11 protein-coding genes are annotated in these 15,021 nt (G+C 44.3%); 10 read left to right on the top strand and 1 reads right to left on the bottom strand.

Features of this window, described 5'->3' with window-relative positions; genetic code table 11:
* Window positions 1–92 precede the first annotated feature (92 nt).
* From IRE19_RS13260 to IRE19_RS13225, 8 genes are all read left to right on the top strand, one after another.
* Window positions 93–1,799 carry a PucR family transcriptional regulator gene (locus tag IRE19_RS13260; RefSeq protein ID WP_203340777.1) on the top strand — a complete coding sequence of 569 codons (1,707 nt, stop codon included), beginning with the start codon at window positions 93–95 and terminating at the stop codon, window positions 1,797–1,799.
* Window positions 1,800–2,016: 217 nt separating this feature from the next.
* Window positions 2,017–3,201: a M24 family metallopeptidase gene (locus IRE19_RS13255; RefSeq protein ID WP_203340776.1), complete on the top strand. Its 1,185-nt coding sequence runs from the start codon at window positions 2,017–2,019 to the stop codon at window positions 3,199–3,201.
* A gap of 29 nt (window positions 3,202–3,230) precedes the next feature.
* A complete protein-coding gene (locus IRE19_RS13250) occupies window positions 3,231–4,235 on the top strand; it encodes a cyclodeaminase (protein WP_203340775.1) in 1,005 nt (334 codons plus the stop codon).
* A 13-nt stretch (window positions 4,236–4,248) separates the two neighbouring features.
* Window positions 4,249–5,448, top strand: coding sequence for a cystathionine gamma-synthase family protein (locus IRE19_RS13245; protein WP_203340774.1), 1,200 nt, complete (start codon window positions 4,249–4,251; stop codon window positions 5,446–5,448).
* A 26-nt stretch (window positions 5,449–5,474) separates the two neighbouring features.
* Entirely contained in the window at window positions 5,475–6,692 is a 1,218-nt protein-coding gene (locus tag IRE19_RS13240) for a M20 metallopeptidase family protein (RefSeq protein ID WP_203340773.1), read from the top strand.
* Between the two features lie 126 nt (window positions 6,693–6,818).
* On the top strand, window positions 6,819–7,874 hold the full coding sequence (locus IRE19_RS13235; protein WP_203340772.1) for a homoserine dehydrogenase: 1,056 nt from the start codon (window positions 6,819–6,821) through the stop codon (window positions 7,872–7,874).
* 21 nt (window positions 7,875–7,895) lie between these two features.
* Window positions 7,896–9,338, top strand: a complete 1,443-nt coding sequence (locus tag IRE19_RS13230) for an aldehyde dehydrogenase family protein (RefSeq protein ID WP_203340771.1) — start codon at window positions 7,896–7,898, stop codon at window positions 9,336–9,338.
* A gap of 38 nt (window positions 9,339–9,376) precedes the next feature.
* On the top strand, window positions 9,377–10,978 hold the full coding sequence (locus IRE19_RS13225; protein WP_203340770.1) for a BCCT family transporter: 1,602 nt from the start codon (window positions 9,377–9,379) through the stop codon (window positions 10,976–10,978).
* Between the two features lie 97 nt (window positions 10,979–11,075).
* On the opposite strand, the gene IRE19_RS13220 is transcribed toward IRE19_RS13225, so the two are convergent.
* Window positions 11,076–11,576, bottom strand: coding sequence for a GNAT family N-acetyltransferase (locus IRE19_RS13220; RefSeq protein ID WP_203340769.1), 501 nt, complete (start codon window positions 11,574–11,576; stop codon window positions 11,076–11,078).
* 331 nt (window positions 11,577–11,907) lie between these two features.
* On the opposite strand from IRE19_RS13220, the gene ilvD reads away from it, so the two are divergent.
* Window positions 11,908–13,593 (top strand): dihydroxy-acid dehydratase, encoded by a 1,686-nt coding sequence (gene ilvD, locus IRE19_RS13215; RefSeq protein WP_191716092.1) that lies wholly within the window; start codon window positions 11,908–11,910, stop codon window positions 13,591–13,593.
* A gap of 324 nt (window positions 13,594–13,917) precedes the next feature.
* Window positions 13,918–14,931 carry a TRAP transporter substrate-binding protein gene (locus IRE19_RS13210; RefSeq protein WP_203340768.1) on the top strand — a complete coding sequence of 338 codons (1,014 nt, stop codon included), beginning with the start codon at window positions 13,918–13,920 and terminating at the stop codon, window positions 14,929–14,931.
* The last annotated feature ends 90 nt before the right edge of the window (window positions 14,932–15,021 follow it).

Below are 15,021 nucleotides of genomic sequence, written 5' to 3'. Positions count from 1 at the left end.
TTCTGCAGTGCTATAATCAGAGTTATCAATTTGGCTGAAGCTTTATTTGTTTGCAGCGAAAAGAAATCTGTTTAAGCGCAAAGGGGGATTCCATGCAATTGACGGTAGAGAGCGTATTAAACTATGAGATTTTAAAAAATGCCCGCGTTTTAACGGCAAAAGATTCTGTGGCTGATTGTAACGTTCAGTGGATATCTGTAATGGAGATGCCAGTTGAGAACTTTGTCCGTCAGAATGAAGTTGTCCTGACGACTGCTATCGGATGCCATAACGATGTAGAGAACTTTAAAAGTTTTGTCCAAGACATCATCGATTCAAATGCTTCGGCGCTGATGATAGCCATTGGCCGCCATGTTTTTGATATTCCTACAGAAGTCGTTGAACTGGCTGAACAGCAGAACTTCGTCCTTATTGAACTTCCTTGGGAAGTGAGATTTTCCACTATTATCGAAGAAGTAATGAGGGACATCAATGATACACAATACAAAGACCGTGAGAGATCGGAGAAAGTACAGCGGGAATTGCTGAAACTTATTCTCGGTGATACAGATTTGGATCATATTTCAAAATACATTCAAAGGCAGATTGACTGCCAACTTCTGATAACTGACCGAAATGGATCCGCACAGGTTAAAAGCGGATACACACAAGCCTTTATGGAAAAATGGAAAAATGCAGTAATTAACGGCGATTTTCCGATTCGGAAAGAAGCGGATTTGGTGAACAACGATCCCATGCTCCAAAAATTCCGGACGGCAGATTTGGATGATCGATTGATCTTACAAATTCCGGTTCTGCAAGTTTCAGAAGATCCACAAGGCTATATTTTTGTGGTATTACCGAAGGAACTACCAGTAGTTTCTTATTTGACGCATTACAGGATTGCGGTGCTTGAACATGCGGCGACGACCATATCGTTGTGGCTTTCCCGGAAAAATGCCATTGAAGAAACAAAAATAAACCTGCGCAGCGATTTTGTACAGGAAGTGGCCAAAGGGGAATTTGTTTCTGCGGACCAGGCACTTTCAAGGGCCAAACTGCTGGGATATAATCTCGATTTGCCTTACATCAGCCTGATCGGATATCCTGAAAATTTCAAAGAGCTGTTTGAGAAGCGTAAACAGGATTACGATTCTTATACCCAGTGGACAGAAAGCATGATCCGCTATATTGAAGAAGAAATCTATTTTGCGGCCCAGTCGTTGAAAAGAGAAGTGATGATGACTTATCAAGGAAACCAATTGCTGATTTATCTGGAAAAGCCGGCTGAAACAGATTATGAGAATGTCATCAATTTCCTGGATTTGGTGAATCGCCGTCTAAGGAACCTCTTGCCGGAAGTCACCATTTCTTGGGGAGTTGGAGATTACAGCGAAAGTTTTCAAGGATTGTCCGAAAGTTACCATCATGCCAAGATTGCATTGGAGATAGGCCGACGGAAAAAAGGGAGAGGCCAGTGCATGTTCTATAGTGATACCCGTATAGACCGTGTCCTTTTGACCCTCGCTCAAAATGAGGAAATGAAAAAAGTGATCATGGCAACTATCAAACCACTTGTTGATTATGACAAACAGCGAAATATGGATTTGATCGGAACTTTGAAATCCTACAACCAGAACCATGGAAATGTCAGCCAGGCAGCAAGGGCTTTGAGTTTACATCGCCAATCTTTATTGTACCGCCTCAGAAAAATCGAATCACTGACAGGGCATTCTCTTATTGATCCCGATGATTTATTCTTGTTGGATTTAAGCCTAAAGACTTGGGAAATCGGAGTGGCAGAAAATATAAATGGATAAACCGCCATCCGGGCTTTTAATACAGAGTCCGGATGGCGGTTTTTGTTGCCTGAATAAATGATGGAATAATTAGAAAATTTGACTACAATAAATTTATATTTTCATACAATATTGCAGATGATAGTTTCGCGGCTGGACCTCTATACTGAATTTACGGATATAGTGTTCCGAAAATTCGAAAAGCAAATTCAACTTCATTGAGGAGGGGAAAGTTTCCATGTCATTTGGAACAGCAGAGTATCAAGAAAGAATTAGAAAGACGAAAGAGCGAATGGCATCGAAAGGAATAGAAGTTCTGCTTATCACAGATCCGGCAAATATGAACTACCTCTCCGGTTACGATGGCTGGTCATTTTATGTACATCAGATGCTGATTGTCATTAATGACGAAGACCAGCCAATTTGGGTGGGACGGACAATGGATGCAAATGCGGCAAAAATCACTACATGGCTGTACCATGACAACATCATTCCTTACCCTGATACGTATGTTCAGTCGGATACGAAGCATCCAATGGATTTCATATCCGATATTTTAAAGCAAATCGGACAGGAGAAACGCAGCGTAGGAGTTGAAATGGAAAATTATTACTTCACTGCAAAATGTTATGAACAGTTGAAAAAAGGATTACCGGAAGCAAGCTTCCAGGATGCGACTTTATTGGTGAACTGGGTACGGATCGTGAAATCGGATCAAGAAATCAACTACATGAAACAAGCTGCTGTATTTGCTGAAAAGGCGATGAATGTGGGCATTGAGATGATCAATGAAGGTGTGCGTGAATGTGATGTTGCCGCACAGATCCTGCATGCGCAAGTGACCGGCACAGAGGAATTCGGCGGGGATTATCCAGCTATCATGCCGCTGTTGCCATCAGGTGAAAAAACATCGACACCTCATTTAACATGGACGGATGCCCGCTATAAGAACGATGAAGCAGTCATTTTAGAATTGGCCGGCTGTTATAAACGGTATCATTCGCCATTGGCACGGACTGTCCATATTGGAACTCCGAGCGATGAATTGAAAAAACTTGCCCATGTGACATTAGAAGGCCTTGAAAAATGTCTTGCAATGATCAAACCCGGAATTGCCTTGGAAGAAATTTGCGAAACCTGGACCAAGTCAATTGCCAGACACGGCTACGAGAAAGAAGCTCGAATCGGTTATTCAATGGGCTTAAACTATCCGCCGGATTGGGGCGAACATACAGCAAGTATCCGTAAAGGCGACCGGACGATTCTCCAGCCGAATATGACTTTTCATATGATTCCAGGAATGTGGTGCGACAAATCCGGTTTTGAGATAAGCGAATCTTTCCGGGTAACAGAAAATGGCTGCGAAACCTTTGCCAATCTGCCCAGAGGACTGTATGTCAAAGATAAAACCTTAATCAGATAGTGAGCTCCATTCAAGGAGGTGCTGCAAAATTGTTAATCTTTACGGAGCAGGAGCTGAAGCAATATATCACTTTGAATCGGGAAGCTATAAAAGTGATTGAAGATGGCTTTACCAAACTGGTGCAGGGCCAGGTGGAGATGCCGCCCATCATGAGGATAGACATTTATGATCAAAACGGTGAAGTGGATGTGAAGACTGCTTATGTAAAAGGCAAAGAGATGTTTGCCATCAAAGTGTCTTCCGGATTTTTTGATAATCCTAAACTTGGTTTGCCGAGCGGTAATGGCTTCATGATGCTGATGAGTACGCAAACCGGTATTCCGCAAGCGCTTCTCCTGGATAATGGTTATTTGACTGAAGTCCGGACTGCGGCGGCTGGGGCTATTGCCGCAGACTGCTTATCGCGAAAAGACATCCAAACTGTCGGAGTTATCGGAGCGGGAAGCCAGGCGAGATTCCAGGTGAAAGCATTGGCATTGGTCAGGGATTTCAAGAAAGTTCTTGTGTATGCCAGGTCTGCCGAGCGAGCCCGCCAATACGCCGAAGAAATGGGTAAAGTACTTGGCATAGAAGTTCAAGCAGCAGAAAGTGCCGAGCAAGTGGTCAGAAACAGCGATTTGGTGGTAACAACGACTCCGGCAAATGAACCAATAGTAAAAGCGGAATGGCTGCATCCCGGTCTTCATATCACAGCAATGGGTTCTGACGCTGAACATAAACAGGAACTGGAAGCTGGAGTCCTGGCAGCTGCGGATAAAGTGGTCTGTGATACGAAAGAGCAATGCGCCAAACTTGGAGAATTGCACCATGCTTTGGACAGCGGGACTTTAAAGGATGCTTCCGGAGTAATAGAACTTGGCCAATTAACTTCCAAAGAGTTGAAGGGGCGTGATAACGATGGCCAAATTACGGTTTGCGATTTAACCGGTACCGGAGTACAGGATACGGCCATTGCCTTGTTTGCTTATCACGAATTGATGAAGCAGCATGCAGGGATGGAAATTGACAATAATCATGAATTACAAAAAAACTAAGAGGAGTGGTCATATGACACACAAAGACATTCAAGTAGGAACAAAAGCGGTATGGGCAGGGGAAAAAGAATATTTGGTTCACGGAGCAACTCAAGTGCCCGTAGTATTAAGCGTGGCTTATACGTATGACGATATGGATGAGTGGTACGATGTGGCGACCGGAAAGAAAAAGGGCCATATTTACGGACGCAACACAAACCCGACGGTACAAGCATTTGAAGATAAAGTAAAAATTCTCGAAGGTGCCGAAGCGGCCACCAGCTTTTCTACCGGGATGGCTGCAATCAGCAACACCTTAGCGACATTCTTACTGCCAGGCGATCGCATTGTTTCAGTAAAAGACACTTACGGCGGCACCAATAAAATCTTCACAGAATTTCTTCCGCGGCAAAATATTGAAGTCTCTTTGGCCGAGACCGGCAATCATGAGTCAATAGAGGCGGAAGTCGCAAAAGGCTGTAAAATTCTTTACCTGGAAACACCGACAAACCCGACGGTTAAAATCACTGACATTGAACGAATGGCAAAAGCAGGGCATGCAGTAGGAGCTCTTGTTATTATCGATAATACATTTGGAACACCGATTAACCAAAACCCTCTTGAACTTGGCGTGGATCTGGTCATTCACAGCGCAACAAAATTCCTCGGCGGTCATGCAGATGCGTTGGGCGGAGTATTAGTCGGTTCCCATGAACTTGTTGAACAAGTTTACCATTACCGTGAAATCAACGGCGCGACAATGGATCCGATGGCAGCTTACTTGACTTTGCGCGGCATGAAAACACTTCACCTCCGTGTCCGTGAGCAATGCAAAAATGCGATGGAACTTGCCAAATACCTTCAAACAAAAGAATTGGTTGAAGATGTCTTCTATCCAGGGCTCGAAACGCATCCTAATCATGACATCGCGAAAAAACAAATGAAAGATTTCGGAGGCATGCTCAGCTTTGCGGTAAAAGGCGGCGTTGATACCGTACGGGACCTTCTTCCAAAATTACAATATGCCCACCGTGCAGCCAATCTGGGAGCAGTGGAGACGACCGTCGGACCAGCGCGGACGACAAGCCATGTGGAGTGTACACCGGAAGAACGTGCAGCAATGGGGATTCCTGAAGGCTTAATCCGAGTATCCTGCGGCATCGAAAACATCGAAGATATCATCGCTGATTTTGAACAAGCGTTCAAACATGTCGAAAGCGCTTTGAAAGTTTAATTTTGAAGATTTGAGGTGCAGAGTGAATGCCGGAACATCATCTTATTGTTGAACAAGCCAACTCCATAACAGACAAATTGATCGAATGGCGGCGCACGTTTCATCAATATCCCGAACTCAGTTTTCAGGAGTTCGGGACCTCTCATTATATTGCAGAAACTTTACAGAAAATTGATGGCATCAAAGTAGAAAATGGAATCGGAGTAAAGACGAGTGTCATTGGGACATTGACTTCCGGAGAAGGGCCGACGATCGCCATTAGAGCGGATATCGATGCACTTCCCATCGAAGAAGAAAATGAAACCGATTATCGCTCACAAAATCCCGGTATCATGCACGCTTGCGGCCACGATGCACATTCCGCGATTTTATTGGGAGCGGCTGTGATTTTGGCTGAGCAGTTTAAAAAAATGGACATCAAAGGGACGGTTAAATTCATCTTCCAGCCGGCGGAAGAATGCATAGACGAAGAGGGTATGTCAGGATCCCCTTATCTGGTGGAGGCTGGCGCATACGACGGAGTGGATGCGGCCATTGCGCTTCATATGTGTCCGTGGCTGCCTGTCGGAGAAGCACAAATCAATGATGGTTGCAGCATGGCGAGTGTCGATGTTTTTCAGGCGAAAATCATGGGCACTGGCGGACATGGTGCTTACCCCGAACTTGGAACAGATCCTACATGGATGCTGGGGCCTGTTTTACAGGCATTGCATGGGATTGTTTCACGCAAAGTGCCGGCTTTAGAAGCAGCAGTAGTCAGCATCGGTCAAATCCATGCTGGAACTGCCAGCAATATCATACCGACGGAAGTGGAAATCGAAGGGACGATCCGCAGTTATTCTCCCGAAATCCGTGATTTACTGTCAACCGAAATAAAGAAAGCGTTTTCAATCGTGGAAAACTTGGAAGGTGAATATTCTTTGGAAATTCAAAGAGGAGAGCCGGCATTGGTCAATAATCCGTCAGTTAATGACAGGTTTCTGAAAGCGATGCACGAAACCTATCCTGATTTAAAGATCACTAAAAAGCCGTTTGGCATGGGCGGAGAGGATTTTGGTTATGTCACACAAAAGCTGCCCGGTTCCATGTTTTTCTTAGGAAGCGCCCTTACAGAAGGTATCCATCGAGATCTTCACACGCCGACTTTCGATATTGATGAAAGCTGCCTTCCGATAGGAGCGGCAATTCTTGCGCAAACAGCGCTCAATTTTTTAAAGGATGAAAAATCATTTATCGACAAATAAACGCTGTTATAAGCTGCTGTTGATATTCCGAAAAACAGCCGTTCTTTCTGCCTGAAGTGATTTCTTCAGATCTTCATCAGCAGAAGACGATCGTTGCTGAAAATAAAAAGATAGAGGTGTAAAAACATGGTCCATAAATTAGCATTTATAGGATTTGGCGTAGTCGGACAAGGCTTGGCTGAAATTCTTCACGATAAAAAAGAAGCATTAAAACGGGATGAAGATTTTGAAGCACAAATTGTGGCAATTTCTGATTTGATGAAAGGCTCTATTTATCAACCAAATGGTCTTGATATCGATTTAGTTTTAAAAACGCTGAAAGAAACCGGCAACCTGGAAGATTACCCTCAAACAACCGGGCTGATTAAAGGGTGGGACAGCTTGACCACCATTCGTGAATCCAATGCCGATACCATTATCGAAGTGTCCTATACGGATGTGAAAACGGGGCAACCGGCAATCAATCATTGTAAATCAGCATTTGAAAACGGGAAAAACGTGGTGATGACAAACAAAGGACCCGTTGCTTTGGCGTATAAGGAGCTTTCGGAAATTGCTGAACAAAATGGAGTATCCTGGGGATTTGAAGGTACAGTGATGAGCGGAACTCCGGCCCTTCGGATGCCGGCCGCTACACTTGCCGGAAATGAAATTACAGAAATACGCGGGATTTTAAACGGCACTACAAACTACATTTTAACGAAAATGGAGACGGAAGGCGTCAGTTATGAGGAAGCTTTGGTAGAAGCGCAAGCTTTAGGTTATGCCGAAGCGGACCCAACCAGTGATGTAGAAGGTTATGATGCCCGATATAAAATTGTCATTCTTTCAAACTATGTGATGAAAGCCCCGTTGACCGTTGATGAAGTTTCATGCAAAGGAATTTCAAGCATTACATTAAAAGATATTGAAGAAGCAAAAAAAGAAGGAAAGCGCTGGAAGCTCTTAGCGAAAGCACGTAAAGAAGAGACTGGAGTCATCGCTTCGATTGCTCCAGAAAAAGTGGACTTGACTGATCCATTGGCATCTGTCAATGGCGCCATCAATGCCATCACCTACGAGACTGACCTTTTAGGGCCTGTGACATTAAGCGGAGCAGGAGCCGGAAAATTGGAGACAGGCTTCTCGTTATTGATTGACCTGATAACGATCGCCCGCGAAAAGCAAACGGTAAAACTATAATGAGATAAAGGCGGTAATCATATGACTACTCATCTTAAGGGCCAAAAAATGTTTCTTGCAGGGGAATGGGTGAACAGCGACCAGGTTATTGAAGTCCGTGATCCCCAGGATAACAGCATCATTGATTTAGTTCCTGCTGCTACAACGGAAGATATGCTGAACTGCGTGCAAGAGGCAAAAGAAGGCGCAGCAATTGCAGCTGCAATGCCTGTCCACCAGCGCATAAAAGTGATCAATGACGCTGCTGATTATATCGAACAGCACAGCAGTAAATATGCACGGACGATTGCATCGGAAAGCAGCAAAACGATTCGTGAAGCGAAAAAAGAAGTAGGGCGTGCTATTCAAACCTTGCGCATCAGTGCAGAAGAAGCAAGGCGGATCAACGGGGAAACAATTCCTTTCGATCAATCGCCAGGAAGCGAAAACCGCATCGGCTATTTCTACCGTTTTCCAATCGGCATTATCGGGGCGATCACACCATTCAACGATCCACTCAATTTGGTTGCGCATAAAATTGGTCCAGCCATTGCTTCAGGAAATGCCATCATCGTTAAGCCGGCAACTGTCACGCCTCTTAGTGCCTTGCTTTTGGCGGAAGCCTTTTCCGTTGCTGGCTTGCCAGCTAAAGTCCTGTCCGTAATTACCGGCCACGGCAGAGAAATCGGAGATGCACTTGTCACGCATACTGCAGTCAGAATGATCACTTTCACAGGTGGACTGGAAGCGGGTGGAGAAATTTCACGCAAAGCGGGATTGAAAAAAATCAGCATGGAACTTGGTTCAAATTCGCCGGTCATCGTACTGGAAGATGCTGACTTAGAAGATGCGGTGGATTCCAGCGTTTCGGGAGCCTTCTGGGCGGCGGGACAAAACTGTTTGGGCGTTCAACGGATTTATGTGCAGGAAAGCGTCTTCGGATCATTCAAGACACAATTTGTAGAACGTACAAATGGTTATATCGTTGGCGATAAGCAATCTGAACTTACGGATATGGGACCACTGATTACTGAAAAAGAAGCGATCCGGGTTGAGAAACTGGTCGAAGAAGCGGTTGGAAAAGGAGCTGTGGTCCTGACAGGAGGAGAACGCAACGGTGCTTTTTACTCACCGACTGTGTTAACGGATGTTCCGGAAGATTGCACGATCGCCAAAGAAGAAATTTTCGGGCCTGTCGTCTTGCTTTATCCAGTAGCAGATCTTGATGAAGCCATTGCATTATCCAATAGCGTCAATTATGGATTGCAGGCAGGAATCTTTACGAAAAATATTGATTTGGCGCATAAAGCGATTGCTAAATTGGATGTAGGCGGAATTATGGTCAATGACAGCAGTGATTATCGTATTGATGCGATGCCATTCGGAGGGGTTAAAAACTCTGGTTTAGGCCGTGAAGGCATCAAATTTTCAATCCAGGAAATGACAGAACCAAAAGTAGTCTGCTTTAAACTATCCGGTCAATAAAAAAGAAGATCATCGGAGAAGGTGAAGGGGGAAACCTTATGACGAAGAAAAATCCGGAACGTGCATCATTCAATAATTCGGTCTTTAAAATATCAGCTGTCATCGTCGCATTATTTGCCTTATGGGGTGTGCTTTCACCAGAAAGTATGACAAAAAATGCAGCTGCTGTCGCCAACTATATCGGCAGTTCATTCGGCTGGTTCTATTTAGTTTCAGTTGCATTTTTTGTTGCATTCTGTCTATTTCTTGCTTTTAGCAAATACGGCAATATTAAGCTTGGAACAGAAGACGAAAAACCGGAATTTTCATTTTTTGCCTGGATCAGCATGTTGTTCGCAGCCGGTTTTGGCGCAGGGATTGTCTTTTGGGGCGTCGCTGAACCGTTGACTCATTTCGCTAATCCCCCCAATAGCAGCATTGAACCTCAATCCGCAGAAGCGGCTCGAGTTGCCATGAATTACTCTTTCTTTAATTGGGGATTGCATCAATGGTCCGTTTTTACACTTGTGGGATTAGCTCTTGCTTATTTCCAATTCCGTAAAAAAAGCAAATTGCTCATAAGTGAGACACTTGATGGAGTTTCCAAGAAGAAAATGAGCAGCAAATTGAAGAAATCCATCAATATTCTGGCAGTTGTCGCGACGGTAACAGGTGTTGCTACTTCCCTAGGCATGGGAGTGCTACAAATAAACGCAGGTCTCAGCCATGTCTTTTCATTGCCCGATAATGCCGGGATGCAGATTGGGATTGTCAGCATCATGTTCGTCTTATTTACCTTATCCGCTCTTACCGGAGTCAATAAAGGGATTAAAATTTTAAGCAATCTCAATATGTTCTTAGTTGTCGGATTTATGTTGTTCTTCCTGTTTAATGGACCCACTGTTTTTATCCTTGAAACTTTCGTGCTTGGAATCGGTGATTACATAACAAACTTTATCGGAATGAGCTTTCAAATGTCACCCTATACGGGAGATCCGTGGGTAAAAGATTGGACAGTCTTTTACTGGGCTTGGGTCATCACATGGTCGCCATTTGTCGGATCGTTTGTTGCCCGCATCTCAAGAGGGAGAACAATTCGCCAATTTGTTTCCGGTGTTTTGATTGTCCCACCTGTAATTGCTTTTATGTGGATGGCTATTTTCGGAGGGACAGGCATCTACATGGATCTGTTCCAAAACACGGCACTGTCCACAGCTGTCTCAGAAAACGTCGCTACAGCCATTTTTGTTTTTTTGGAGCAGTTCCCGCTATACGGTTTGCTGTCGGTGCTGATGTTAGCATTAATCATGATTTTTCTAGTTACTTCAGCCGATTCGACGGTTTACGTACTTGGCATCATGACTTCTGATGGCAATGAAAATCCATCAAATGCTGTTAAAGGCATTTGGGCTGTATTAATCGCTGTCATTACGGGTGTATTGATTGTCAGCAGCGGATTGCAGGGCCTTCAATCAGTAGCATTGATAGCCGCTTTGCCATTTACCGTCATTATGCTGCTGATCAGCGTGTCTTTGATAAAATCTCTGTCTCAAGAGAAGTTCGAAACAGCGGCTCAGAAAAATGAACTGGAATTGAAACCAGTTCTGGTAACAACAGACAAAGCTTCAGCTGAAGAAGGACCGCTGAAGAAGAAAGCCTGACAACAAAAATGGTTCCGTCAAATTTTGACGGAACCATTTTTATTTCAGCTTAAGAAAGTATAACTTTTCTGCTTTTGGGCGCTTGCGCTTTTCTTATTTAAATATCCAGGCGAAAGGCTTTTACAACGATTCCATCATCTAAAGGCATGATGTCGAGTGATGCAATCCGTTCAAAGCCCATTTTCTCATAAAGGGCAATCGCGTTTTTCATAAAGCTTCCGGTATGGAGGCCGACAAATTTTTGCTTGCGTATTTTACAAATATCAATGCAATGTTCGACCAGCGCTTTACCGACTCCTTGGGAACGGAAATCGGGACTGACTGCCAATAACCGGATTTCCGGATATTCTATCGTCTTCGAATCCCATTCATAAGCTTTGGACTCAGCCGGGAACAACACAACACTGCCCGCAATATGCCCATTTATTTCTGCAACGAATACTTCAGCCCCGGCCTGCTGATCGTTCGTGGATGCCAAGTTGGCTTTCAGCATTGCCCAATGCTCTGGCGAGAGCTCTTCTTCGTATGGGTGATAAGATATAAGACGTTGTTCTTTCAATATATAAAACTCATTTTTCTTAGCTTCACGGATCAACATATGCCCATCTCCTTTTACTCACGGTCCCTGAGTATTCTCACGGCCTTTCACAAAAATTAGAATCGAGGGATAGTTCACTTGAAAACACTGCTTAAAAATGGATGAGAATAGAAGGATCTATTGAACTCCTGACATAAAAGTTATTGTAGACATGGTAATTATAAAGAAATATATTGTATACATCAAGAGAACGAGACCAATTAATAAGATGAAACCGTATACATGTGTAAGTTATTTGACGATTATAAAAATAATGAAATATTATTTTTTAATTCGTTGAATTCTGACAAATGTGCTCTATAATAAATAGAAAAGAAAGGATAGGATAATTATGAAAAAAGATTTGCGCATCAACAGTAAGGTTTTTAGTGAAGGGGCAATGAAAGCACCGAACCGTGCCATGCTTCGTTCAGTGGGTGTAACAGATGAAGATTTCAAGAAACCGATGATTGGTGTCGCGAGCACATGGAGCGAAGTGACACCGTGTAATATACATATTGACGACTTGGCGATCAGTGCAAAAAAAGGTGCTAGAGAAGCTGGGGGTGTCCCATTCATATTTAATACGATTACAGTGTCTGACGGAATTTCCATGGGAACCGAAGGCATGAAATATTCTCTTTCAAGCCGCGATGTGATTGCCGATTCGATTGAAACTGTAGTAGGGGCGGAAAGTTTGGATGGTTTAGTGGCCATCGGCGGATGTGATAAGAACATTCCGGGTTGCTTGATCGCCATTGCCAATTCAGAGGTTCCAGCTGTTTTTGTGTACGGTGGTACGATTGCGCCTGGACGCCACAATGGGCAGGATATCGACATTGTTTCGGTATTTGAGGGTGTCGGCCAGCATAATAATGGAGACATCAACGATGACACGCTTCGCAATATCGAATGCGGTGCTTGTCCAGGAGCAGGATCATGCGGCGGCATGTATACTGCAAATACAATGGCATCTGCGGCTGAAGCGATGGGCATGAGTTTGCCGGGGAGCGCTTCGAACCCGGCAGTATCTCCTGAAAAGCTAGCGGATTGTGAAAAAGCTGGAGCAGCAGTACATAACTTGCTTGAACTGGGAGTTTATCCGAAAGACATTATGACGAAAGAAGCGTTCGAGAACGCCATCACCGTTGTTATGGCGCTTGGCGGTTCAACAAATGCTATCTTGCACTTACTGGCTATTGCGCATGCAGCGGAAGTTGATTTGACAATCGACGATTTCAACCGCCTGCAGAAGACGGTTCCGCATTTGGCCGATTTGAAGCCGAGCGGCAAATACGTCATGCAGGACTTGCACGAGGTTGGCGGAGTACAGGCAGTCATGAAAATGCTGCTTGAAGCAGGCTATATTCATGGAGATTGCATGACGGTCACAGGCAAAACAGTGGCTGAAAATCTTCAGGAGTCGCCTGGATTGCAGGAAGGGCAAAAAGTCATCATGCCTTTCGATAATCCGAAACGTAAAGATGGTCCACTGATCGTCCTGAAAGGAAATCTTTCGCCGAACGGCGCAGTAGCGAAAGTGTCCGGCGTAAAAGTGAAACGCCACACAGGTCCTGCTCGCGTTTATAATAACGAAAAAGAAGCAACGGCAGCCGTTATGGCCAATGAAATCAACGATGGAGACGTATTGGTCATCCGCTATGTAGGACCAAAAGGTGGTCCGGGAATGCCGGAAATGCTATCGGTATCTGCAATTCTGGTTGGTAAAGGCATGGGCGCATCCGTCGCTTTGCTGACTGATGGGCGTTTTTCAGGGGGAACCCATGGCCTTGTCGTTGGACATATTGCACCTGAGGCACAAGTTGGCGGGCCGATCGCCTTTTTACAGGAAGGCGATCTGGTGACAATCGATTCGGAGTTGCAGGAAATTTCCATGGATGTTTCCGAAGCAGAACTGGAAGAGCGACGTAAACAATGGGTAGCGCCACCGCTTCATAAAAAAGGCGTTCTTGGAAAATATGCACATAACGTGTCATGTTCTTCAAAAGGAGCAGTTACAGATTATTTGAATCGATAAGTTTACTCGGTGGGAGTTCACATTCCCGCTGAGTTATTCTGATCTAAATAGACGAAATATTGAATAAAATATTGTTTTGGAGCTGTGCTCTTATCATAGGCCTATCTTGCTTAATCTAATGATATTTCTGCTGGAAACTGAAGAAGTCAGCAGGATTATGAAATTGCTGATTATCAGTTAAATTAAAAAGCTCTATTCTGCAGGGGTTTATATTCCGCAGAAATGTAACGCACCATATGGACTTTCACGAGGAATGGATGCCCAACTTCCATAAGAGCATTCAATTCATCGGTAAAGCGCGATAAAAAAGGGGGAAGCAAAAGTATGGCAAAGAAGAAGTTCGGATTTATTTCGGTGATGATGGCCAGTGTTTTAGCATTAACGGCATGTGGAGGTTCCGATAGCAGTTCATCTTCAGAAGAAGGAAGCTCAGGAGAAACCTATGTCCTTCAAGCTGGACATTCGCTGCCAGATGACCACCCTTACCATATCGGCTTTTTAGAGATGGCTGAAGCGGTAGAAGAACGTACAGATGGCCAAGTGACAATTGAAGTGTTTGCGAACAGTGAGATTGGTGCGGAACGTGAGTTGACTGAAGGAATGGGACTGGGGACAGTCGATTTGGTGGTCTCTTCAACCGCACCAGTCACTAACTTTGTGCCGGAGTTGGGCGTATTGGATGTGCCATTCCTTTTTCAAGATCGTGAATCCGCAGTAGAGGTTCTCGAAGGCGACATTGGAGACGAGTTATTCGCCAAAATGGAGGAAAACGGCATTATCGGCTTATCATGGGGAGAAAATGGCTATCGCCACATCACCAATGCAGTACGTCCAGTCGAAACTCCTGAAGATTTGAAAGGCCTGAAGATTAGAACACAAGAAAATGAGATCCATCTAGCTGCTTTTGAAGCATTAGGTGCGCAGCCGACACCGATGGCTTGGACTGAAGCGATTACAGCTTTGCAACAAGGGGTTGTTGATGCACAGGAAAATCCGGCAATTGTCGCAGATCAATTCAGCCTTTACGATGCGAATCAGAAATACATGAGTTTGACTGGCCATGTCTATTCTGTTGCCATCTATATGATGAGCCAGCAAACATACGACGAACTGCCTGAAGATTTGCGTGACATCGTTGTTGAAGAAGGACAAAAAGCAGGAGCGAAAGAACGTGATTTGATTGTTGAGATGGAAAAGGAATCCATTCAGAACTTGAAAGACAACGGCGTGGAAATCATCGAAGACATCGACACTGCACCTTTCCAGGAAGCGGTTCAACCGGTTTATGAAACCATCGAGCACCAGGATCTGCTCAATGAAATTCTGGACGCCCAATAATTGAACGAGGAAAACTTTTAACAGAAGTTTTCTTTATCTTTATTGTTCGTTAAAGCATGGAGATATAAGGAAATCTGAAAAAGAGAGAAT

Origin of the sequence: Planococcus beijingensis, from assembly GCF_016820615.1 — a bacterium.
GTDB classification, from domain to species: Bacteria; Bacillota; Bacilli; order Bacillales_A; family Planococcaceae; genus Planococcus; species Planococcus notacanthi.
The sequence above is the reverse complement of the archived record's forward strand: the minus strand, read 5'-3'. Positions and strand labels throughout refer to the sequence as shown.

Excerpts from the sequence above, each read along its gene's own strand:
- IRE19_RS13255 (WP_203340776.1), top strand. The coding sequence starts at position 2,017 with ATGTCATTTGGAACAGCAGAGTATCAAGAAAGAATTAGAAAGACGAAA.
- IRE19_RS13210 (WP_203340768.1), top strand. The coding sequence starts at position 13,918 with ATGGCAAAGAAGAAGTTCGGATTTATTTCGGTGATGATGGCCAGTGTT.
- IRE19_RS13240 (WP_203340773.1), top strand. The coding sequence starts at position 5,475 with ATGCCGGAACATCATCTTATTGTTGAACAAGCCAACTCCATAACAGAC.
- IRE19_RS13230 (WP_203340771.1), top strand. The coding sequence starts at position 7,896 with ATGACTACTCATCTTAAGGGCCAAAAAATGTTTCTTGCAGGGGAATGG.
- IRE19_RS13260 (WP_203340777.1), top strand. The coding sequence starts at position 93 with ATGCAATTGACGGTAGAGAGCGTATTAAACTATGAGATTTTAAAAAAT.
- IRE19_RS13245 (WP_203340774.1), top strand. The coding sequence starts at position 4,249 with ATGACACACAAAGACATTCAAGTAGGAACAAAAGCGGTATGGGCAGGG.
- ilvD (WP_191716092.1), top strand. The coding sequence starts at position 11,908 with ATGAAAAAAGATTTGCGCATCAACAGTAAGGTTTTTAGTGAAGGGGCA.
- IRE19_RS13220 (WP_203340769.1), bottom strand. The coding sequence starts at position 11,576 with ATGTTGATCCGTGAAGCTAAGAAAAATGAGTTTTATATATTGAAAGAA.
- IRE19_RS13225 (WP_203340770.1), top strand. The coding sequence starts at position 9,377 with ATGACGAAGAAAAATCCGGAACGTGCATCATTCAATAATTCGGTCTTT.
- IRE19_RS13235 (WP_203340772.1), top strand. The coding sequence starts at position 6,819 with ATGGTCCATAAATTAGCATTTATAGGATTTGGCGTAGTCGGACAAGGC.